This is a genomic window from Solwaraspora sp. WMMD792 (genome assembly GCF_029626105.1).
Lineage (GTDB): Bacteria > Actinomycetota > Actinomycetes > Mycobacteriales > Micromonosporaceae > Micromonospora_E.
Window position 1 is genome coordinate 4,377,552 of the sequence record NZ_JARUBH010000009.1, and the last position, 21,280, is coordinate 4,398,831.

The 21,280-nt window shown below is 71.7% G+C and carries 17 protein-coding genes; 7 read left to right on the forward strand and 10 right to left on the reverse strand.

Features of this window, described 5'->3' with window-relative positions:
* Window positions 1-30: 30 nt before the first annotated feature.
* Together O7629_RS20495 and O7629_RS20500 are read right to left on the reverse strand one after the other, a co-directional pair.
* Complete coding sequence (locus tag O7629_RS20495; RefSeq protein ID WP_278171080.1) at window positions 31-651, reverse strand: SigE family RNA polymerase sigma factor; 621 nt, start codon at window positions 649-651, stop codon at window positions 31-33.
* Window positions 648-1,283 (reverse strand): permease-like cell division protein FtsX, encoded by a 636-nt coding sequence (locus O7629_RS20500; RefSeq protein ID WP_278171081.1) that lies wholly within the window; start codon window positions 1,281-1,283, stop codon window positions 648-650. Before O7629_RS20500 ends, O7629_RS20495 begins: the two co-directional genes overlap by 4 nt.
* A gap of 173 nt (window positions 1,284-1,456) precedes the next feature.
* Here O7629_RS20500 and O7629_RS20505 point away from each other — a divergent pair, with 173 nt between their 5' ends.
* Window positions 1,457-3,280, forward strand: coding sequence for a sulfatase-like hydrolase/transferase (locus O7629_RS20505; RefSeq protein WP_278171082.1), 1,824 nt, complete (start codon window positions 1,457-1,459; stop codon window positions 3,278-3,280).
* 217 nt (window positions 3,281-3,497) lie between these two features.
* Complete coding sequence (locus O7629_RS20510; RefSeq protein WP_278171083.1) at window positions 3,498-6,944, forward strand: M12 family metallo-peptidase; 3,447 nt, start codon at window positions 3,498-3,500, stop codon at window positions 6,942-6,944.
* Between the two features lie 77 nt (window positions 6,945-7,021).
* On the opposite strand, the gene O7629_RS20515 is transcribed toward O7629_RS20510, so the two are convergent.
* A complete protein-coding gene (locus O7629_RS20515) occupies window positions 7,022-8,674 on the reverse strand; it encodes a bifunctional NAD(P)/FAD-dependent oxidoreductase/class I SAM-dependent methyltransferase (protein WP_278171084.1) in 1,653 nt (550 codons plus the stop codon).
* Window positions 8,675-8,774: 100 nt separating this feature from the next.
* Window positions 8,775-9,389, reverse strand: a complete 615-nt coding sequence (bluB, locus tag O7629_RS20520; protein WP_278174605.1) for a 5,6-dimethylbenzimidazole synthase — start codon at window positions 9,387-9,389, stop codon at window positions 8,775-8,777.
* A 78-nt stretch (window positions 9,390-9,467) separates the two neighbouring features.
* Between bluB and O7629_RS20525 the strand changes: the two genes are divergently transcribed.
* Window positions 9,468-10,022, forward strand: coding sequence for an N-acetyltransferase (locus O7629_RS20525; protein WP_278171085.1), 555 nt, complete (start codon window positions 9,468-9,470; stop codon window positions 10,020-10,022).
* 4 nt (window positions 10,023-10,026) lie between these two features.
* Here the strand turns inward: O7629_RS20525 and O7629_RS20530 are convergent, their stop codons facing one another.
* The gene (locus O7629_RS20530; protein WP_278171086.1) at window positions 10,027-11,559 is read right to left on the reverse strand and encodes a class I SAM-dependent methyltransferase; all 1,533 of its coding nucleotides are present in this window, start codon (window positions 11,557-11,559) and stop codon (window positions 10,027-10,029) included.
* Between the two features lie 96 nt (window positions 11,560-11,655).
* On the opposite strand from O7629_RS20530, the gene O7629_RS20535 reads away from it, so the two are divergent.
* Both O7629_RS20535 and O7629_RS20540 read left to right on the forward strand, forming a co-directional pair.
* Window positions 11,656-12,168: a DinB family protein gene (locus O7629_RS20535; protein ID WP_278171087.1), complete on the forward strand. Its 513-nt coding sequence runs from the start codon at window positions 11,656-11,658 to the stop codon at window positions 12,166-12,168.
* A 116-nt stretch (window positions 12,169-12,284) separates the two neighbouring features.
* On the forward strand, window positions 12,285-12,938 hold the full coding sequence (locus O7629_RS20540; protein WP_278171088.1) for an SAM-dependent methyltransferase: 654 nt from the start codon (window positions 12,285-12,287) through the stop codon (window positions 12,936-12,938).
* 76 nt (window positions 12,939-13,014) lie between these two features.
* Here the strand turns inward: O7629_RS20540 and O7629_RS20545 are convergent, their stop codons facing one another.
* Window positions 13,015-13,689: a TrkA family potassium uptake protein gene (locus O7629_RS20545; RefSeq protein WP_199757704.1), complete on the reverse strand. Its 675-nt coding sequence runs from the start codon at window positions 13,687-13,689 to the stop codon at window positions 13,015-13,017.
* Window positions 13,682-15,187 (reverse strand): TrkH family potassium uptake protein, encoded by a 1,506-nt coding sequence (locus tag O7629_RS20550; RefSeq protein ID WP_278171089.1) that lies wholly within the window; start codon window positions 15,185-15,187, stop codon window positions 13,682-13,684. The genes O7629_RS20545 and O7629_RS20550 overlap by 8 nt, the downstream gene beginning before the upstream one ends.
* Here O7629_RS20550 and O7629_RS20555 point away from each other — a divergent pair.
* Window positions 15,186-16,064 (forward strand): ion channel, encoded by an 879-nt coding sequence (locus tag O7629_RS20555; protein ID WP_278171090.1) that lies wholly within the window; start codon window positions 15,186-15,188, stop codon window positions 16,062-16,064. The two genes, O7629_RS20550 and O7629_RS20555, sit on opposite strands and share 2 nt — an antisense overlap.
* 147 nt (window positions 16,065-16,211) lie before the next feature.
* A complete protein-coding gene (locus tag O7629_RS20560) occupies window positions 16,212-17,774 on the forward strand; it encodes a trypsin-like serine protease (protein ID WP_278171091.1) in 1,563 nt (520 codons plus the stop codon).
* A 51-nt stretch (window positions 17,775-17,825) separates the two neighbouring features.
* Here O7629_RS20560 and O7629_RS20565 read toward each other — a convergent pair whose 3' ends face one another.
* From O7629_RS20565 to O7629_RS20575, 3 genes are read right to left on the reverse strand one after another with little or no spacing between them, the layout of a single operon-like run.
* The gene (locus O7629_RS20565; protein ID WP_278171092.1) at window positions 17,826-18,701 is read right to left on the reverse strand and encodes an LLM class flavin-dependent oxidoreductase; all 876 of its coding nucleotides are present in this window, start codon (window positions 18,699-18,701) and stop codon (window positions 17,826-17,828) included.
* 46 nt (window positions 18,702-18,747) lie between these two features.
* Entirely contained in the window at window positions 18,748-20,817 is a 2,070-nt protein-coding gene (locus O7629_RS20570) for a glycogen debranching N-terminal domain-containing protein (RefSeq protein ID WP_278171093.1), read from the reverse strand.
* Window positions 20,817-21,245 (reverse strand): SCP2 sterol-binding domain-containing protein, encoded by a 429-nt coding sequence (locus O7629_RS20575; RefSeq protein ID WP_278171094.1) that lies wholly within the window; start codon window positions 21,243-21,245, stop codon window positions 20,817-20,819. The genes O7629_RS20570 and O7629_RS20575 overlap by 1 nt, the downstream gene beginning before the upstream one ends.
* Window positions 21,246-21,280: the final 35 nt, after the last annotated feature.

The window sequence follows — 21,280 nt, forward strand, 5'->3', positions numbered from 1 at the left end:
AATGGCGGCGACCGGGCTGACCCGGGCGGATCAGCTGGTCGGGAAGTCCTCGCCGAGGATGGTACGCAGCCGCTGCAGCGCCCGCATGCTGCACATCTTCACCGCCGAGCTGGTGATGCCGAGGATCTCGGCGACGGCCTGCACGCTCTGATCCTCCCAGTACCGCAGCACCAGCACCGCCCGGTCGCGCACCGGAAACTCCGCCAGCGCCTGCAGCAACGCCACCTGCAGCTCGGTCGAGCCGCCAGCGGTCGGCCGGGCCGCCGGCTCGGGCGGCTCGGCGAGCACCAGCTCGGTGCGGCTGCGCCGCTTCATCGCGTCGGAGACCGCGTTGATCAGGACCCGACGGCTGTACGCGTCCAGGTTCGCCGTGGGCCAGATCCGGTTCCACGAGGCGTACATCCGGGTGAAGGTGATCTGGGTGAGGTCCTGCGCGAGATGCCAGTCCCGGCACATCAGGTACGCGACGCGGCGCAGCCGGGGAGCCGCGTCGACGACGAACGCGGTGAACGCCTCGTCCCCGGCCACTCGCTGATTCCGACGGCTGGCGGCCCAGCGGGTCAGCGGACCGCCGCCGCGCTCAGACCTCGTCGGTGCCGGCTCCGCCGGTAGGTCCGCGGCGACCGGCGCTACGACCCGAACCCCACTCACTCGCCCACCTGCTTGTCCGTGCCGTACCGGCAGAACCAGCCGGTGACCGTCTCGACGCCGGGCATCGCCTGTAGTCCGCCGCTGACCTGCTGGTACGCCGATGGGTTCGCCAAGGTGATCCGAAAGGACTCTGGCAACTGGTCTGGGGTCACCTTCTCCATCAGGTCGGGATGATCGAGCAGAACGGCAGGATCGTCCTGGTACCGCCGTACGAACCGCTGGTATGCGTCCTGCCGGCTCTCATACTCCACCGACCCAACCTGCGGGTCGGCCCGCAGCGCCGCGTCGACAGCGCGCCGCTGCTCGGCGGTCACGTCGACGCTCAGGTAGACGGCAGCTTCGGTCGCCACGTCATCGCTGGTGGGACGCACCAGTTCGCAGCCGGGCGAGGCTGACGGCGTCGGCACCTGCGCCGGCACCGGGGCCGGTGCGTCCGGGACGGGTGCCGCCAGGCCGGCTGCGACGGCGGCGAGGGCGGCCACGGCGACAGCGGTACCGCCGATCGTGAGCCGCCGACGTCGACGTAGTCGGACACCGCCGGCCATGGCTGCTCGGGCCAGGTCGGCCGGCGGCGCCGGTGGTGCCGGTTCGCTGTCGAGCGCCCGGTCGAAGTACGTCCGCAACTGTTCCATGCAGAAGAAGACCGGTCGACGCGGCGGACCGGTCACGGCCGGGGGCCGGTGATCCGCAGATCGATCCGGTCCGGCTGGTCGTGCGTATTTGTGGGTGTCCGGTGGTACGGATATCGTGCTGAGTCCGGTCCGGCAGGGCGCACCGCCTGGCCGACTACCAGGAAGGCCCGAACTTGTCCTCCGCCACGAACTCCGCCCCGGCCACCGCTGACGACGTGACGGACCAGGACCCCAAAACCGAGACTGCAGACCAGCCGGCAGCCGACCAGACACCGGCCGAGCCGCCAGCGGCGGACCAGGCGACAGCGCAGGACGGGACGGACCCTGCGACGGCGGCGGACGGGACGGCACCGCCGACCGACGGCTGGCGCCAGCGGGTCCGGCGTACCGCCCGATGGTCGGCCGACGTGCTGGCGGTCGGCGGCGTGCTGGCCGCGATGACCCTGCCGTACCAGCTGGATCTGGTGGTCCCGGTCGCGTTCGCCCGGATCCCGGTCGAGGCGCTGGTCGCCGCCGCGCTGCTGCTGGTGCTGCCGGGCCGGGTCCGCACCCCGGTGGCTGCCGCGCTCGGCGCGCTGCTCGGCGTACTGATCACGCTGAAGGTCGCCGACATCGGCTTCTTCTCGGTGCTGGACCGGCCGTTCGACCCGGTCCTGGACTGGGGTCTGCTGGCCGACGGGTACCGGTTCGTCGACGCCTCCTACGGCCGGGCCGCGGCGGTCGGCGCGGCGGTCGGCACCGTCGTGCTCACGATCGCGGTGCTGGCGTTGATGGTCGCCGCGACGCTGCGGCTGGCCCGGCTGTTGGCCGCACACCGACGGATCGGCGGCGGTACGGTCGGTGCGCTGACCGCCGGCTGGCTGGTGTTCGCCCTGCTCGGCACGCAGGTGGTGGTCTACCAGGACGAGTGGCGCACGATCGGGCTGCCGGTCGCCGACCGGGCGACCGCCCGGTTGGCCTACGACCACACCATGCAGATCGGCGCGAGCCTGCAGGACCGGCAGGAGTTCGCCGAGCTGGCGGCGGTCGACGCGTTCCGGGACGTGCCCGGCGACGAGCTGCTGACCGCGCTGCGCGGCAAGGACGTGCTGCTGGCGTTCGTGGAGAGCTACGGTCGGGACGCGGTCACCCACCCCGACTTCAGCCCGCTGATCGGCGACCTGCTCGACGACGGTACGCAGCGGCTGGCAGCGCGGGGGTTCCAGTCGCGCAGCGCGTTCCTCACCTCGTCGACGGTCGGAGGCAGCAGCTGGCTGGCGCACGCCAGCACCCTGTCCGGGCTGTGGGTAGACAACCAGCAGCGCTACCGCAGCCTGGTGGCCAGTGACCGGCTGACGCTGACCCGGGCGTTCGGCCGCGCCGGCTGGCGGGTCGCCGGCTTCTTCCCCGGCAACAGCCGGGCCTGGCCGGAGGGGGCGTTCTTCGGCTACGACCAGGTCTACGACTCGCGCAACATGGGGTACGCGGGCGACAGGTTCAACTTCGCCTCGATCCCCGACCAGTACGTGCTGTCGGCATTCGACCGCTTCGAGCGACGCGACAACGACCAGCCGGTGATGGCCGAGGTGGCGTTGCTGTCCAGCCACGCGCCGTGGACCCCGCTGCCGCAGCTGGTCAACTGGAACACGGTCCGCGACGGCTCGGTCTTCGACCGGGAGGCGATGGCCGCCGGCCAGGCCAACAAGTCCGCGGAAGACGGATTGCGCAGCGACTACCCGAAGGCGGTGGCGTACTCGTTGAGCACGATCATCTCCTACATCGAGTCGCAGGGCGACGATGATCTGGTGGTGGTCTTCCTCGGCGACCACCAGCCGGCGCCGGTGGTGACCGGTCCGGCGGCCAGCCACGACGTGCCGGTCACCATCGTCACCAGCGACCAGGCGGTCCTCGACCGGGTCGCCGGCTGGGACTGGCAGGAGGGGCTGCGCCCCGGTCCGCAGGCTCCGGTGTGGCAGATGGACTCGTTCCGGGACCGGTTCCTCACCGCTTTCAAGTAGGCCGCTCCGCTCATCACGGGCAGGTCGGCTCCGCTCGTCACGTGAGCCGGTCTCGTAAGGCCGGCCATCATGCACTGTCTCAGCCGTACGGCTGATGGCTGTACCCGCTGCTCGGGGCCTAGCGTCGACTCTCGACCCTTGAGAGCCACGGCTTATCGGCCAGCACACCCCCTGGCCGTTCGGGTCATGGTTCGTCACGGACTCCCGAGGAGACATTTTGAGGAAGCCCTCGACGAGGCGCCACTCGTCGCCGAACGGCCGTTCGCAGCCACCGCCCGGGACCGGCCGGTCCGGCAACCGCCGCCTGATCGCCCTGCTCGTCGCCGTCGTCGCGGCGGCGCTGCTGCCGGCCGTCGGCCCGACCACGGCCGCCAGTGCCGCGCCGCAGGAAGGTACGCCGATCGCCGGCACCCCGTGGGCCGTGCTCGACGACGTACCGACGGCCAGCCGGTCCGGTCGCGCGCCGGACATCCAGGCGCACCGGTTCGCGGCGTACACCCTGGACCGGGAAGCGATCGCCGTACAGCTGGACCGGGCGCCGGACGAGTCGGACCGGGCCGCGCGGACCGCGCCGCTGGTGCTGGCCGTGCCGGATCCGGACGGCGTGGTGCAACGGTTCGCGGTGGTCGACTCTCCGGTGATGCAGGACGGGCTCGCCGCCCGGCACCCGGACATCCGGACGTACGCCGGGACCGGCGTCGATGACCCGACGGCGACCATCCGGGCCGACCTGACGCCGCTGGGCTTCCACGCCTCGGTCCGCTCGTCGACCGGGTCCTGGTACGTCGACCCGTACCACCGCGACCAGAGCGTCTACGCCAGCTACCACGCCGGTGACCTGGTGAACCGGCACGGCCCGCTGACCGAGCGGGGCGACGTCGACGCGGCCGCCGAGCAGATCGGCGCGGAGATCGACCAGACGCAGGCCGACGACCCGGCCGGGGCGCTGGTCAAGCTGCGCACCTACCGGCTGGCGTTCCTCACCGACCCGTCGTACGCCGACTATTTCGGCGCGGCGAACGTGACCGCCGCCAAGGTGACGCTGGTCAACCGGGTCACCCAGATCTACGAGGACGAGACCGCGATCCGGCTCGTGCTGATCAGCGACACCGACAAGACCAACCTGAACACCGTGGCGGCGGCCACCGGCCCGGACGGGCCGTGCGGTTCCGCGCCGTGCTTCTCCGAGGCTCAGCTGACCGGCTGTTCCGGTGCGACGCTCAACCGTAACCGGATCGTGCTGGGCCAACTGGTCGGGGCGAGCAGCTACGACGTCGGGCACATCGGCTTCGGTCTGCCCGGTGGCGGGGTCGCCGGGCTGGGGGTGGCCGGCGGCGACGGCAAGGCGCGCGGCTGCACCGGTCTGCCGAACCCGATCGGCGACTTCTACGCCGTCGACTACGTGGCCCACGAGATCGGCCACCAGTTCGCCGGTAACCACACCTTCAACGGCACCCAGTGGAACTGCTCCGGCGGTAACCGCAGCGCCACCAACTCGTACGAGCCGGGCAGTGGTTCGTCGATCATGGCGTACGCGGGCATCTGCCAGCAGGACAACCTGCAGCCGCACACCGACCCGTACTGGTCGCAGCGCAGCTACCACGAGATCACCACGTTCGTGAACTCGTCCCGGCCGGCGATCAACGAGGTGCAGACGGTGTCGCTGCGCGGTTTCGACACCGACGGCGACGCGTTCACGATCGTCTACAACGGGCAGTCGTCGGCGCCGATCGTCCGGGGGGTCAACTACACCACCGCCGGCATCAAGGCGGCGATCGAGGCGATCACCGGGTGGCCGGCCGGCGCGACGGTCAGCGTCGCGGCGTTCGGCGGCGTCGGTGCGCTCACCGACGCCGGTTTCCAGGTGACGTTCGACGGCGGCGCGGTGGCCCGGACCAACGTACTGCCGCTCGGGTTGGCCGACCTCGACGGTGCCGCCGGTTTCGTCGGCGAGACCGCCAAGGGCGGTCCGGTCGACAACGGCGGCTGGCGGGTCGCCGAGACCACCAACCACGCGCCGGTGGTGACCGTGCCGGACTCGTTCACCGTTCCGGTGCGGACCCCGTTCGCGTTGACCGGCAGCGCCACCGACGCCGACGGTGACGCCCTGACGTACATGTGGGAGCAGAACGACCGCGGTGGCATCGCCGGGGTCAGCACCGCCGGCACCGCGTTGACTGACAACGTCAAGACCAACGGCCCGCTGTTCCGGGTGTTCGGCACGGCGGCGCTGGTCGGCCCGGACGACACCGAGCAGTACTACTCCCCCGGGTTGAACGTGGTCGACGACGACCCGACCCGGGTCTTCCCGGACATGGCGCAGATTCTGGCCGGCAACACCAACGCGGTGACCGGGGCCTGCCCGGCCGCGCCGGCACCGCCGGCCAGCGGCAGCGCGTCGAACCTGCCGCAGGCGCTGGTCGACTGCTACTCGGAGTTCCTGCCGACCGCCGACTGGGTGGGCTACGACAACGACCGGACCATGCATTTCAAGCTGTCCGCCCGCGATGGTCGGATCGGCGGCGGCGGGGTCGGCAGCGCCGAGACGATGCTGGTGCTCGCCCCGCAGGCAGGCCCGTTCCTGGTCAGCTCGCAGTCGGAGCCGTCGTTTTACCTGGGCGACTCCCGGCAGGAGATCACCTGGGACGTGGCCGGCACCGACGCGGCGCCGGTGAACGCGGCGCAGGTGCGGATCTCGCTGTCGACCGACGGGGCGAAGACGTTCCCGTACGTGCTGGCCGAGGCGGTGCCGAACGACGGTCGCGCCGTAGTGCGGATGCCAAACATCGACACCACCACCGGTCGGATCAGGATCGAGGCGGTCGGCAACGTCTTCTTTGACGTCAACGACGCAGACATCCGCATCGACCGGGTGCAGCCGGCGCGGTACTTCCACTACGACGGGGACACCCTGGTGCACCCGGCCCCCGGTGCCGACGAGGCAGCGGTCCTGCTGCGGACCATCGTGGCCGTGGACGAGGGCGACGTACGCGGCACCCGAGCCTCCTTCACCTCCGGTGACACCGCACTGTGCGACGCCGAGGTACGGCTGGCGGTGCACGACAGCGACAGCGACACCATCATCGGGTCGGCCAGCTGCGAGGCCATGCTGCCGGTCGGCGAACATGTGGTGACCATTACCCTGAGCGGGCGGTACACCGGGTCCGGCAGCTCGACGATGACCGTCGCCCCGACCACCGATTGGAGCGTCGACGGGGTCGGCTACCTGCGTAGCCAGCAGACCGACGGTGTCTACCCGCTCGACCCGGACCACCGGCTCGAGTTCGACTTCGACGGGCGGTTCGGCAACGGTGGAAACCTGGCCGGCAAGGTGCTGGTGGGCTACCGCAGCGGGGACAAGCGGTACAAGTTCCAGGGCTCGACGCTGGAGGCGTTGGGCTTCTGGTCGAGGGCCGGGATACCGCAAGCGTATCTGCGCTACCAGGTCACCCTGTACGACCTGTCCACCCCGCAGCAACCGGTACCGGTCGCGACCGACCTCACTCTGCAGATGGAGGTGTCCGATGCGGGGCACGGTCGCCAGGACTCCATCGCGATCACCATCTGGGACGGTGACCTGCTGATGTTCTCGTCGCGGTGGACCGGCCACGGCTCCAACCGGGTCAATCCGACCGGGGCCCCCGGCAACATCGTCATCGGCTGACCGTCGGTCGGTCCCGGTGGGGGCGTCGGGCACCCTGCCCGACGCCCCCGTCAGGTTTCGGTCGGACCCGGCCGGAGTCAGCGCTGGCGGACGGCGTGCAGCACCGCGTCGTGGATCGTGATCGGGTTGCCGTCCGGGTCGGTGGCCGACCGGGGTACCGTCTCGGCCCGGATGCTGGCCCACTGCCGCGGGTCCAGCGCCGCCGCCACCTGCTCGGCGGTGAACAGCAGGTCCCGCATCCGGGGCCGGCGCACCCCCGGCACGTCCAGGTCGGACGGGTGGTGGCCGACGATCAGCAGGGTGCCGCCGGGGCGTACCGCCGCTGCGAGCCGGCGGTGCAGCATCGCCCGGTCCGGGTCCGGCAGGTGCATGAACTGGGCGGTGACCAGGTCGAACCGGTCCGTACCCGGATCCCAGGTACGGAGGTCGGCCGGCTGCCAGGTGAGCCGTCCGGCGATGTCGTCGCCGGCCGTCGCCGCCTGCTCGGCGCCGCGCCGCAGCGCCACCGCCGACACGTCGACGGCGGTCACCTCCCAGCCTCGGCCGGCCAGCCAGATCGCGTCGGCACCCTCCCCGGCGCCGACGTCGCAGGCGGTGCCCGCCGGCAGCTTGTCGACGACGGTGACCAGTTGTGGATTGGGGTTGCCGCTCCACACCCGGTCGACGGAGCCGTACCGTTCGTCCCAGAAATCCTGGCTGATCATGGCGGCGACGTCCGCCGGGCCGTGGTGCACCGGCAATCCGGAGTCGTCCTCGCCGGCGACGGCGGCCCGGTGCCGGCGTACCGCGTCGGCGGTGTCCTCCTCGGCCAGCTCGCCGTTGACCGCCGCCGCCGCCATCGTGCCGGCCGACGCCGCCGCCATCACCTGGGCGAACGGGTTGGTCAGGTTGCCGGCGGCCCAGACTCCCGGGATCGGGGTACGCCCGGTCGGGTCCGCCTCGACCTGTTCGGCCATCCCGCTCGGATGCCTGGTCACCGGCACCCCCAGCTTGGTCAGCAGCCGGTCGTCGACCCGCAGCCGGGAGGCGACGGTCACCGCCGCCCGGGGCACCACGGACCCGTCGGCGAGCCGTACCCCGGTGAGCCGGTCGTCGGTCACCTCCAACCCGACGACTTCGCCCGGCACCACCCGGACACCGCGGGCCGCCAACTGTTCGGCCTGCTCGTCGGTGAGGTCGACACCGGTGTGGGTGAACAGCACCAGGTCCGAGGTCCACTGCCGGAACAGCTGCACCTGGTGCAGCGCCATCTCGCCGGTGGCGAGCACCCCGACCGGCTGGTCCCGGATCTCCCATCCGTGGCAGTACGGGCAGTGCAGCACGTCGCGGCCCCAGCGGTCCCGCAGTCCGGGGATGTCGGGCAGTTCGTCGACCACGCCGGTGGCGAGCAGCAGCCGCCGGGCGGCCACCGTACGGCCGTCGGCCAGGCGGATCTCAAATTCTCCGTCGACCCGCTCGACCGCCTCCGCCCGGCCGGGCAGCACCACGCCGCCGTACCGTTCGACCTCCTGCCGGCCGGCGGCGACCAGCCCGGCCGGGCTGATGCCGTCACGGCTGAGGAAGCCGTGCACGCCGGCCGAGGGGGCGTTGCGGGGTTCACCCGCGTCGATCACGATCACGGCCCGCCGGGCCCGGGCCAGGGTCAGCGCCGCGCTCAACCCGGCGGCACCGCCGCCGATCACCGCCACGGCGACCCGGTACGTGGGTCCCCCCACCATGTTGTCAGCCATCCTGACCACCTCCGGCACCCACGATCCGCCGCCGCCAGCGTAGCGGCAAACTTCCTTGCCGTTTTGGCAAACGCTGGTGATGAACCGGCTCCGAAGAGCTTCACCACCGGTCGTGGTGCAGGGCGTCGGTCACCGGTCGGCGCCGCCGCCAGCCGTGCCGCTCCAGGTCGGGTTCGTCGGCCAGCCGGCTGACCGGCCCGACGCAGAGCCAGGCCACCGGTCGGATGCCGGCCGGGATGGCGAGCAGGTCCCGCAGGAACGGCTCCCGGTAGAAGGAGACCCAGCCGACCCCGAGACCTTCCGCGGTGGCCGCCAGCCAGAGATTCTGAATGGCCAGGCAGACCGAGTAGAGGCCGGCGTCGGCGATGGCGTGCCGGCCGAGCACCGCCGGACTGCCCCGCTGCGGGTCGTAGGTCACCACGATCGACAGGGTGGCCTCCCGTACCCCGTCGATCTTGATGTGCGCGAACCGGGCCGCCGCGACCGGGTCGAGGGTCTGCGCGAACGTCTGCCGTTCCTGCTGCACATGGGCGTGGAAGGCGTCGCGCACTGCCGGATCGCGCACCAGCACGAAGTCCCACGGCTGGGTGAGCCCGACACTCGGCGCGGCGTGCGCGGCGGTCAGCACCCGGTGCAGCACCTCGTCCGGCACCGGCGCGCCGGTGAACTCGGCCCGCACGTCGCGGCGCCGATGGATGACGTCGTACAGGTCGATGAGCATCGCGTCCCATTGTCCCAAGCCGCGCCGGGAATCCGATTGCCGGCCGGGGCCCGGCCTGATCGGATGGCGACCATGCTGGTCAGACGGGAACGAGCCGGCGACGTCGCGGCGGTCCGGGCGGTGGTGGCGGCGGCCTTCAGCCGGCCTGCGGAGCCCGACGACCGACCGGAGACCGTGACCGAGGCCGAGACGCCGATCGAGGTCGGGCTGCTGGACGAACTGCGTGCCGACCCCGCGTGGATCCCGGCGCTGTCGCTGGTCGCCGTCGACGGCCAGATCGACGCGGGCGAGGTCGTCGGGCACGTGGTCTGCACCCGAGGGCAGCTCGACGGCCGACCGGTGCTGGGCCTCGGCCCGCTGGCGGTACGCCCGGATCGGCAACGCGCCGGCGTCGGCTCGGCGCTGATGCACGCGGTGCTCGCCGCCGCCGAAGCCCGCGACGAGACGCTCGTCGCGCTGCTCGGCGAACCGGCGTACTACCGCCGGTTCGGGCTGCGGCCGGCCAGCGAGTTCGGCATCGTCGCGCCCGATCCGCAGTGGGGAGCCTACTTCCAGGCCCGTCCGCTGGGCGGGGCCGCGCCGGCGCCGGGCCGGTTCCGCTACGCCGAACCGTTCGAGCGGCTCTGACCGCTCAGGTGTTCACCGGCCGGCGGGCCACCAGCAGGACATGGGTGACCGGCCAGTCCATCGGACGACCATCTAGGGTGGACAGGGACGCGACCGGGGCGAGCCGGTGGTCGACGATCCAGTCGTTGCGCCACGCGCCGCTCGCCGGGTCGATCTCGAACCCGACGTCGGCCAGCAACGCCTTCCAGTCGGCGTACTCCAGTCCGCAGAACTGCTCGCGGGTCTCCGACAGCCAGTTGTCCGGGTAGTCCTTGCGGGTGAGGAAGTCCATCGCCGCGCCGAGCGTCGTCTCGACGACCTCCGGTGCCCCGTCGACCGGCCGATGATCGAACGGGAAGGCGAAGTCGACGGCGAACTGGTCCAGCCGGGCCCGGGTGGACAACCCGCGCAGGTACGCGGCGACTTCAGCCGGCGGGGCGGCGGCGAGGTCGGTCCGGGGTTGCGCCGGGTTCGCACCGTCGGCTGTCGACAGTCGCAGCCGCACCGGGCGGTCGGCGCCGTCCGGGCCGCAGACATCGCTGTTGATCCACACCCCGCCGGGCACCGTGTGGTCGTAAATGGCCTGCACGAATCGGCGTACGGAGGCCATCCGCTCCCCGTACGACCAGATCTCGTGGGTCAACGCGAAGGTCAACGTGGTGTCCACCGACCGGGGTGCGAAGACCGCCCCGCCCAGCACGTTGCGCTGGTAGAAGTAGACGTTCGGGTTGCTGAACGCCCCCTGGGCCTTCTTGTGCACACACTCCTCGAACAGGTGCCGCGCCACCTCGACACCGATCAGGTCACTCTCCCGCAGCGCCGGTTCCCGGTCGGCCAGCTCCAGCACCGCGCCGGCACCGCAGCCGATGTCGACGATCCGGCCGGGTCGCACGTACCGGCGTACCGCGTCCCACTTGCGCCGGGCGGCCTCGGCGAACGCCTCGGCGTAGCTGCGGTAGTCGCGGGTCGCGGTCAGCCCGCCCTCCGCGCCGACCACCGGATCGTCGACCACCGACCGTACGTGGCCTTCCAGCCCGTACCGGTCGAAGACGTCGACGCTCGCCGGGTGGGCCAGGTCCCGCCAGCTGTCGTCGCCAGCGGCCAGCCGCAGCAGCACGTCCCACGGGCGCGGCGGCGGCGGGTCGACGTCAGCCTCCACCCCAGCCACCGGGAAGCCCAGCCGCCGGTACATCGCCGCCACCTCCGGGGTGGAGCAGGCCAGCACGGTGTCCGCCGGGGTCAGCTCCAGTCCGGTCACCGCCGCCACGGTCTTCACCGTCACCTCGGCGAACCGTTCGGTGGCCACGACGTCGAAGACCGGCACCACCACCGAGCGCAGCCCGGTCAGGACGCTGAACCGCTCGATCGCGGCCTCCCGCCGGTGGTACGGCACCGGGTTGCGCCGGGTGTTGCCGTGGTTGGCCGACGTCACCGCCCAGACGACGGTGCACGGCCCGTCGGACGCCGCCGCCTCGCGGGCGGCCAGCCGGCTCAGATAGTCGGCCTGGAACCGGGTGAGAACGTGGTGCCGACCGGGAAAGAGCAGGTAGCGGGCCATGGCACGTTGATAGCCTACGGCCGCCGTGGCCGGCCGGGCAGGGTCGCCACGGCCCACGACGGAGGGCCGCCACGGCCCGGTGAGGAGACGGGCACGGTGGATGCGAGCGCTCTGCTGGTGGAGACCTTCGACCGGCTACCCGACCTGGTTCGCGCGGCGGTCGACGGGCTGAGCCCGGACCAGCTGCGCTGGTCGCCAGCGCCGGGCACGAATCCGATCGGTTGGCTGGTCTGGCACCTGACCCGGGTCCAGGACGACCACCTGGCCGAGGTGATCGGCGAGCCGCAGGTCTGGGTCGGCGACGGCTGGGCGCGCCGGTTCGGCCTGACCGCCGATCCGGCGGACACCGGGTACGGGCACAGCGCCGAGCAGGTGGCGGCGGTGGCGCCGGAGAGCGCCGCCGCGCTGGTCGACTACTACACGGCGGTCGCCGACCGGACCCGGCGGTTCCTGGTCGGCCTGACCGACGCCGACCTGGACCGGATCGTCGACGAACGGTGGGACCCGCCGGTCACCCTCGGCGCACGGCTGGTCAGCGTCGCCAACGACGACCTGCAGCACGTCGGTCAGGCCGGGTGGCTCCGGGGGCTGCTGAGCGCGACCAGCTGACCGCGACCGGCTACCCTTTTGACACGGTGTGCCGCAATAGGCATGCTGTGTCTCCGGCCCGAGGCATGCCCTGTCTCCCCGGCTCGCCGGAGCACCCGCGCAGAGGAGTTCCCCTCATGTCCGTACCCGTGTCGGAGAGCGCCACCACGCCGCAGCCCGCGCCGGTTCCGGCTGCCCGGCGCGGCGGCGACGCCGGGGCGTTCCTCCGCGAGTTCCTCCGGTCGCCCACCCGGATCGGTGCGGTCGCTCCCAGCTCGCAGCGGTTGGCCGAGGCGATCACCGCGCCGATCCCGGAACGCGGCGACCCGGTCGTCGTCGAACTCGGGCCCGGCACCGGCGCCTTCACCGGGGTGATCCAGCGGCGGCTCGGCGGCCGGGGTCGGCACCTGGCGATCGAGCTCAGCCCGTCCCTCGCCGACCTGCTGGCCGGCCGGCACCCGCAGGTCGAGGTGATCGTCGGCAACGCCGCCGACTGCCGGGCCCTGGTGGCCGGGCGGGGCCTGGCCACCGCCGACGTGGTGGTCAGCGGGCTACCGTGGGTCTCCTTCCCGCGTGATCTGCAGCTGTCCGCCCTCGGCGCGGTGTGCGACGTGCTGGGACCGGACGGGGCGTTCACCACGTTCGCGTACGTACTGACCGCGCAGACCCCGCCGGCCCGTCGGTTCCGGCAACTGCTGCGCGACCGCTTCGAGGAGGTGGTGATGGGGCGTACGGTGCTCGGCAACCTGCCGCCGGCCTTCGTCTACCACGCCCGCCGGCCGCGCCGCTGACCGCTCTTCCCGGCCGCGCCGCTGACCGCTCTTCCCGGCCGCGCCGCTGACCGCTGAACCGCTCGCCCGCTGGGCGTCAGCCGGACTCGGCGAACCGCTCCACGTCGTCGATCCTGCCCAGCACCAGGACGATGTCGCCGTACATCAGCACGGTGTCCGGGGTGGCGTAGGTGAACCGGGCGTCCGGGCCCCGTGCCTCGCTCTTCACCGCCACCACCGTCACGCCGTACCGGGACCGGACCCGCGACTCGCGCAACGGCACGCTGACCGCGTCCTGCGGCGGAGTCGTCTTGACCATCGCGAAGTCCCGGTCGACCTCCACGTAGTCCAGCAGCCGCCCGGTCAGCAGATGGGCGACCCGCTCGCCCATGTCGTGCTCCGGCAGGATCACGTGATGGGCGCCGACCCGTTCCAGGATCCGGCCGTGCTGCCGGCTGATCGCCTTCGCCCAGATGTCCGCCACGCCGAGCTCGGCGAGCAGCGAGGTGGCCAGGATGCTGGCCTGGATGTCGGTGCCGATGCCGACCACCGCCCGGTGGAACTCGTTCACCCCGAGCTGGCGCAGCGCCTCGACGTCGGTGGCGTCGGCGGTGGCCAGGTGCGGCAACTGCCCGCTGTAGCCCTGGGTGGTCCGGGCATCGCCGTCGATACCGAGCACCTCGGTGCCCCGGTTGTTAAGTTCGACGGCGAGCGCCCCGCCGAATCGGCCGAGCCCGATCACCACCACCGGTTCGTTGCGTGAGTCAGCCAACGATGATCCTCTCCTCCGGAAGTTCGTAGCGCCGGCTCCGTTCCCGCAGCGCGAGTGCCGACGCAACGGTCAACGGCCCGATCCGGCCCATGAACATCAACACGATCAGCAGGACGTCGGCCGCTGGCGGCAGGCCTGCGGTGATGCCGGTGGACAGCCCGACGGTGCCGAACGCCGAGACGACCTCGAACAGCACCTGGTCGAGCGGGTACCGGGTCATGGCGAGCAGGGTGAAGGTGGCCACCGCCACCGCGCCGAGGGACAGCAGCAGCACCGCGAGCGCCTGCCGCTGGTTGCCCTCCGGCACCCGACGGGAGCCGACGTTGACCCGGGTCTCGCCGCGCATCTCGGCCCACAGCACGAAGGCCAGCAGGCCGACCGTGGTCACCTTGACCCCGCCGGCGGTGCCGGCGCTGCCGCCGCCGATGAACATCAGGATGTCGCTGAGCAGCAGGCTCTCCGGCCGCATGGCCGCGATGTCGACGCTGTTGAACCCGGCGGTACGGGTCATCACCGAGGCGAAGAAGCCGGCCAGCACCTTGTGCGCGCCGTCGAGTGGGCCGAACGTCGCCGGGTTGCGCAGCTCGACCAGGGTGAACACGATGGTGCCGATGGTCAGCAGGCTGGCCGTCAGCACCACGGTGATCCGGGTCAGCACCGACCAGAGGCGGGGACGGTGCCAGCACCGGAGCAGTTCGAAGACCACCGGGAAGCCGAGTCCGCCGACGATCACCGCCAGGGCGACGGTGGTGGTGATCCAGGGATCGGCGACGAAGCGCATCAGGCTGTCGGCGTACAGGGCGAAGCCGGCGTTGTTGAACGCCGAGACCGCGTGGAACACCCCGTGGTACGCGGCCCGACCCCACGGGTAGTCGTAGCCCACCGCGAACCGCACGGTCAGCACCACCGCGACCACGAGTTCACTGGCCAGGCTGAACAGCACGATGTTGCGCACCACCCGGCGGACGTCGCGCAGGCTCAGCGTCTTGGTCTCCGCCTGGGCGAGAAACCGGGCCCGCAGGCCGAGGCGGCGGGACAGCAGTACGGTGAACAGCGTGGCCAGGGTCATGATGCCCAGTCCGCCGATCTGGATCAGGCCCATGATCACCAGTTGGCCGAACGCCGACCAGTGACCGGCCGTGTCGACCACCACCAGCCCGGTCACGCAGACCGCGGAGGTCGCGGTGAACAGGGCGTCGATCAGCGGCGGCGAGGCGCCGGACCGGCTCGCCGCCGGCAGCATCAGCAACGCCGTACCGAGTGCGATGGCGGCAGCGAACCCGCCGGCGATCACCTGGGCCGGGTGCTGGAACCGGTCGGCACCGCGCCGCCACATCGGTACCCGCCACCGGCGACGGCGACCGGCCGGTGCGGACGGCCGACCGCCGGGCCGGATGCCCGGCCGGATGCCGCGCCAGCGCCCGGACCGGCGGTCGGCCGGGGTCGCGGCGGGGCCGGTGGCGGACCGGTTGCCGCCATCAGGCAGCCTGTCGGGCATGTCTCTCCAGGATCCGGGGCCCGGCCCCCACCGCGAGGACCGAACCGCCAGGTGGGAGCGCCAGACAGCGGCCGGGTTGACCGTGCTCGCCGTGGCGTTCCTCGTCGTCTATGCCGCGCCCATTCTCTACCCGCAGATGCCGGCGCGCTGGCACGCCGTGTGTGTCGCTGCCAACATCGTCATCTGGGCGCTCTTCTGGGTCGACTACCTCGTCCGGCTGTGGCTGGCCGGCGACCGGTGGCGGTTCGTCCGCGCCCACCTGTTCGACCTGATCGTGCTGCTGCTGCCCATTCTCCGGCCGTTGCGGATGCTCCGGCTGGTCACCGCGGTGCTCCTGCTGACCCGGCGCACCGAGGTCTGGGCGCGTGGCCGGCTGGCGCTCTACGTCGGCTCGACCACTGTCCTGCTGGTGATCGTCTCCGGGCTGGCGGTGCTGGACGCCGAACGCAGCCACCCGGACGGTGCGATCAACACCTATCCGGACGCGCTGTGGTGGTCGGTGGTCACCATCACCACGGTCGGTTACGGCGACTACTACCCGATCACCAGCACCGGCCGGTTCGTGGCGCTGGCGCTGATGATCGGCGGTATCGGCCTGATCGGTTTCGTCACCGGTTCGCTGGCCAGCTGGATCGTGGAGCGGATCTCCACCGCCTCGGCTGAGGCCGCCGATGACGACGATGACGGCGCGGCTGCGGACGCCGCGACGACGCCGGCCACCCGGGCGGACGTCGCCGCGGTCACCGCGCAACTGGCGGCCCTGCGCGCCGAGGTGGCCGCTTTGCGGGCCGACGCCGGTGGTCCCGCTCAGCCGCCGGCAGCGGTACCGGAACAGCACCGCGCGGCGGACGCCGCGACGCCAACCACCCCAGATTGATCAGTACGCCGTCTACCCAATTCGTGCCACTCCACCGACGGTGATCGTCCGGACGCACCGGGAAACTCCACTCTGGTCGACAACAGCCCACGGGACCCGCCCTCCGGGTGGCGCCACCCGTCGGCCCGGCGATTGCGGAGAACCACCATGCAACAGCATCACCGCCCGACCCGACGTCCCTCCCGACACCGACTGGCCACCCCCCTGGCCGCCGTCCTGCTCGCCGGGCTCACCCCGCTGCTCACCCCCGGCCCGGCCCAGGCCATCGTCGGCGGCCAACCGGTCGCCACCGGCGACTTCAGCTTCGTCGCCGAAGTCCGCAACACCGCCGTCGGCGGGCTCTGCACCGGCACCCTCGTCCACCCGGGCTGGGTGCTCACCGCGGCTCACTGCGCGGCGCCGACCTCCGTCGGCGACGTGACGGTACGGGTCGGCAACACCATCGCCGGCACCGGCGGCGAACTTCGCCGGATCCACCGGATCGTTGCCCACCCGCAGTACATCGGCGGGCACAACGACCTCGCGCTGCTCGAACTCAGCTCGCCGATCACCAGCGTCACCCCCGTCCGGCTGACCACACCGTCCGAGGCGCACCTGTCCGACGGCGTACAGGGCGGCCCGTTCACCCCGTACGATCAGGGCATCGCCGTCGGCTGGGGACTCGACGGCGCCGGCAACCTGCCGTCGCGGTTGCCGTTCGTCGGTGTCTTCATCACCCCGTCCCAGCCGGACAGCCTCGGCATCAAACGGCTGATGGTCGACCGGGGACCCTGCCAGGGCGACAGCGGCGGCCCGCTGCTGGTTCCCGCCGGCGGCACCTACGCGCAGGCCGGTGTGTTGAAGGCGGCCAGCTGCACCGGGCCCGCCTCCTACAGCGAGGTCGGTGCCGGCGGCAACCGAACCTGGTTGCTCGGCCAGCTCACCGCCGTGCCGTACACGCCGTTCGGGACGGTCGACTGGGACCGCGACGGCCACCCCGACATCATCGCCCGGTACGACGCCACCGGCGACCTGTGGCTCTACCCCGGGCAGAGCGTCCGCGGCCTGTCCACCGCGCCCCGGGTACGCATCGGCAACGGCTGGCGCGGCTACACCGCCTTCGGCACCGTCGACTGGGACCGCGACGGCCACGCCGACATCCTCACCCGCAACGACACCACCGGCGACCTCTGGCTCTACCCCGGACAGAGCAAGCGCGGCTACTCCACCGCCACCCCGGTGCGGTTGAGCACCGGCTGGGCCGGATTCACCCCGTACGGGGTCGGCGACTGGGACCGTGACGGCAACCCCGACATCGTGGCCCGGCAGGACGGCACCGGACAGCTGTGGCTGTACCCCGGCACGGGCACCCGTGGACCGGCCGGCACCCCCCGCGTGTCGATCGGCTCCAGCACCAACGCCCACAGCCCGTTCGGGCTCGTCGACTGGGACGACGACGACCACGTCGACCTGATCAGCCGGGACAACGACACCGCCGACCTGTGGCTGCAGCCCGGACAGGGCGTCCGCGCCGGATCCACCATCCCACGGGTACGCATCGGCAACGGCTGGCGCGGCTACACCGCCTTCGGCACCGTCGACTGGGACCGCGACGGCCACCCCGACATCCTCACCCGCAACGACACCACCGGCGACCTGTGGCTCTACCCCGGGCAGAGCAAGCGCGGCTACTCCACCGCCACCCCGGTGCGCATCGGCTGGGGCTGGTGACCAGCTGAGCGACCGTTGAGCGCCCCGGGCCGGGTCGACCGGTCCGGGGCGTCAGCGCAGAGACGGCAACACGTCGGTCGCCACCTCGGCCAGCACCCGCTCGTCACCGGCGTACCAGCTGCTCCGGCGCGGCCAGTGGGTGATCACATCGGTGAAGCCGAGCGCGGCGGCCCGACCGACCGCGTCGGCGAAGAAGTCGGCGCTGGTCAGCGAGAAGACCGGTGCCGAGTCCAGCGACAGGTACCGGCGCAGGTCGTCCCGGTCCCGCCCGGCCCGGTCCACCGCCGCGTCGCACCGCCGCGCCAACTGGGCCACCGAGGCCCACCAGGCGGCCTGGTCGTCGAAGACGGTGCCGGTGGTCACCCAGCCGGCGCCGTACCGGGCGACCAGGTCCAACGACCGGGGCCCGTTGGCGGCCAGGACGAACGGCACCCGGGGCCGCTGGCGGCAGCCGGGCGTGCTGCGGGCGTCCACCGCCTGGAAGTACCGGCCCTGCCAGGTCACCCGGTCGGTGCGCAGCAGCAGGTCGAGCAGCTCGACGAACTCGGCGTACCGGTCGACCCGGGCGCGCGGTGACAACGGACCGGCGCCGAGCACCGTGGCGTCGAACCCGAGCCCGCCCGCGCCGACCCCGAGCAGCAGCCGGCCGGCGGAGATGTCGTCCAACGCGGTGACCTCGCGGGCGAAGTGCACCGGGTGTCGGAAGTTCGGTGAGGCGACGAGGGTGCCGAGCGGGATCCGGGAGGTGACGGACGACGCGGCGGTCAGCGTCGGAACCGCGTCGAACCACGGCCCCTCGACCAGGTCCCGCCAACCCAGGTGGTCGTATGTCCAGGCGTGGTCGAAGCCCCACTCCTCGGCCTGGCGCCAGCGGCGCGACGTCACCGACCACGGCTCGTCCGGCAAGATCACGATTCCTACCCGCACGGTCGACACCCTACGCCCGGATGCCGGTCAGGCCGGACGGCCCGGGTCAGGCCGGCTGGCGCTCCTTGCGGTGGATGTCCATCCGGCCGCGACCAAACGCGTCGATATGGCCCCACCTACCGGGAATGTCCAGCAGTTCGATCCGGCCCATGCTCATCGGCAACGCCGGATCGACCACCAGATGCTCACCCTGCGGTTCCAGGCCGAGCAGGGTCCGCAGCAGCAGCAGGGTGGCCCCGGTCGACCAGGCCTGCGGACTGCAGGAGGTCGGATACTCCACCGGATACTTGGTCAGCGCCCGGTCGTAGCCGCCGAACGCCTCCGGCAACCGTCCGTTGAAGTACTGCGCGGCGTTGATGATTCCGTCGGCGATCCGGGCCGACTCCTCGACGAAGCCGTACCGGCGCAGCCCCCAGGCGATGAACGAGTTGTCGAACGGCCAGACCGTGCCGACGTGGTAGCCGATCGGGTTGAACCGGCCCTCCCCCTCGGCCAGGGTCCGCACCCCCCAGCCGGAGAACATCCGCGGGCTGACCAGATGCTTGGCGATCTTCTTGGCCTTGCCGGCGTCGACGATGCCGCTCCACAACAGGTGGCCGATGTTCGACGACAACGCGTCGACCTGGCCGCCCTCCGGGTCCAGCGCGAGCGCGAAGTACTCCCCGTCGGCGACCCAGAAGTCCCGGTTGAACCGACGCTTGAGGTCGGCCGCCTCCCGCTCCAACTGGTCGGCGTACCCCGGGTCGTGCCAGATCTCGCGGGCCAACCGGGCGCCGCGCATCTTCGCGTCGTACGCGTACCCCTGCAGTTCGCAGGTCGCCCGGGGAAAGCCGGGCAACCGGCCGTCGCGGTAGCAGATCGCGTCCCAGGAGTCCTTCCAACACTGGTTCTCCAGGCCGGTCTCCACGTTGCGTCGCTCGTACCAGAGGTAACCGTTGTCGAGCAGGTCACCGTAGGTGTCGATCCAGCACAGCGCCTGCCGGGCCTCCGCCTCCAGGGACCGGACCAGCTTGACGTCGCCACTCCACCGCTCGTATTCGTCGAGCAGCACGACGAACAGCGGGGTCGAGTCGGCCGCGCCGAAGTACGGGGTGTGCGGCTGCTCCTCGAAGGCTGACGACTCGCCGTACCGGATCTCGTGCAGGATCTTGCCCGGTTCCTCGTCCCGGAAGTCGTCGAGTTTGCTGCCCTGCAACCCGCCGAGCAGGCGCAACGTCGCCGCCGCCAGCTCCGGCGCGAACGGCAACGCCTGCAGGCTGGTGAAGATGCTGTCCCGGCCGAACATGGTGGCGAACCACGGCACACCGGCGGCCGGCACCGACTGCCCGGCCAGCGACAACGGGGTGTAGCGCAGCGCGGCCAGATCCACCAGGCTCCGCCGGTACGTCGATGCCAGCGGCTCGCATTCACAGGCCAGCCGCGGTGCCCGGGCGATCCACTCGTCCAGTTCCCGGCGCATCTCCGGCTTGGCCCGGTCGAAGTGCTGCCCGAGCATTCCCTCACGCAGATCCCGCCCGTCCGGGCCGATCGCGGTGGTCTTCACCTTGATGTGGGTGATCCACTTGCCGTGCGGCTCAATGACGATGGTGAAGCTGAACCCGTGCTCGTCGATCGCCGCCGGCTCGCTGCTGGAGATCACGGTCTCCCGGTGGAAGCTCTCCCGCTGGTAGCCGAGCCGCAGACAGTCCCGGTCGACGTGGGCGTAGTGCTTGCCGACCTTGTGCCGGACGTCCTTGATCTCGAACAGGTCGGCGAAGTCGCTGCCCGCCTCCAGCCGTACCGCGAGCTCCATCGGCTCCTGGGCATGGTTGAGGATGGTGATCTCCTCGTCGAAACTGCCGCCCACCCAGCGTTGCCGGATCACCGACATCTCGGCGTCGACGTAGTGGGTCGGCTCACCGGGCACCAGGAAGAACCGCGCCTCGAAGTACTGCAGGTCGTCGACCGACAGTGAGGACAGCCGCTCGCCGTCGATGGTCAGCTGCCACTTCGACAGGAACCGGGTGTCGAACGAGAAGAGCCCGGTGGGCGCCGCTGGGGAGGCGTCGATGTCGCCCTGGCTGTCGCTGACCACGAAGGTGTTGCCGTCCAGGATGCTGACCATTCCCTCGGTCATCAGTCGTTCCTTTCCCGCCGGGCGAACGCGCGTGGGTCGTGGGAACCGGGCGGGCCGGGCATCATCCGCTCGATCAAGATCAGTAGCCGGAGATCACCGAGCACCATGATGTCGCCGCGTAGCATCGCCGCCATCGGGTTGATCTCGCCCCGGGCCATTCCTTCGAAGACCTTCTGATCGGTACGCAGCACACTCTCGGCGTCCCGCTGCTCGCGCAGCAGGCTGGCCCGGCCGTTGTCGAAGGTGACGAACCAGTAGTCCACCTGTTCGTCGTGTGCCAGGTCGAATCGCACGGTCCCGGAGATCTGTCGCAGCAGCGCCGCGTTCTCCTTCCGGCCGAGGCGGTCGAAGAACTCCCGCGTCGCCGCCATCGGTTCCCGCGCCGAGGCGGTCCGTGTGGTCTGCTCCCGCTGCGTCGTCTGCGGCATCATCCGCTCCCTCCACCCAGTGGCAGGGTCGCGGC

Coding starts and splice junctions, on each gene's coding strand:
- O7629_RS20560 (WP_278171091.1), top strand. CDS start 16,212: ATGCAACAGCATCACCGCCCGACCCGACGTCCCTCCCGACACCGACTG.
- O7629_RS20555 (WP_278171090.1), top strand. CDS start 15,186: ATGTCTCTCCAGGATCCGGGGCCCGGCCCCCACCGCGAGGACCGAACC.
- O7629_RS20515 (WP_278171084.1), bottom strand. CDS start 8,674: ATGGCTGACAACATGGTGGGGGGACCCACGTACCGGGTCGCCGTGGCG.
- O7629_RS20550 (WP_278171089.1), bottom strand. CDS start 15,187: ATGCCCGACAGGCTGCCTGATGGCGGCAACCGGTCCGCCACCGGCCCC.
- O7629_RS20570 (WP_278171093.1), bottom strand. CDS start 20,817: ATGACCGAGGGAATGGTCAGCATCCTGGACGGCAACACCTTCGTGGTC.
- O7629_RS20525 (WP_278171085.1), top strand. CDS start 9,468: ATGCTGGTCAGACGGGAACGAGCCGGCGACGTCGCGGCGGTCCGGGCG.
- O7629_RS20540 (WP_278171088.1), top strand. CDS start 12,285: ATGTCCGTACCCGTGTCGGAGAGCGCCACCACGCCGCAGCCCGCGCCG.
- O7629_RS20575 (WP_278171094.1), bottom strand. CDS start 21,245: ATGCCGCAGACGACGCAGCGGGAGCAGACCACACGGACCGCCTCGGCG.
- O7629_RS20500 (WP_278171081.1), bottom strand. CDS start 1,283: ATGGAACAGTTGCGGACGTACTTCGACCGGGCGCTCGACAGCGAACCG.
- O7629_RS20530 (WP_278171086.1), bottom strand. CDS start 11,559: ATGGCCCGCTACCTGCTCTTTCCCGGTCGGCACCACGTTCTCACCCGG.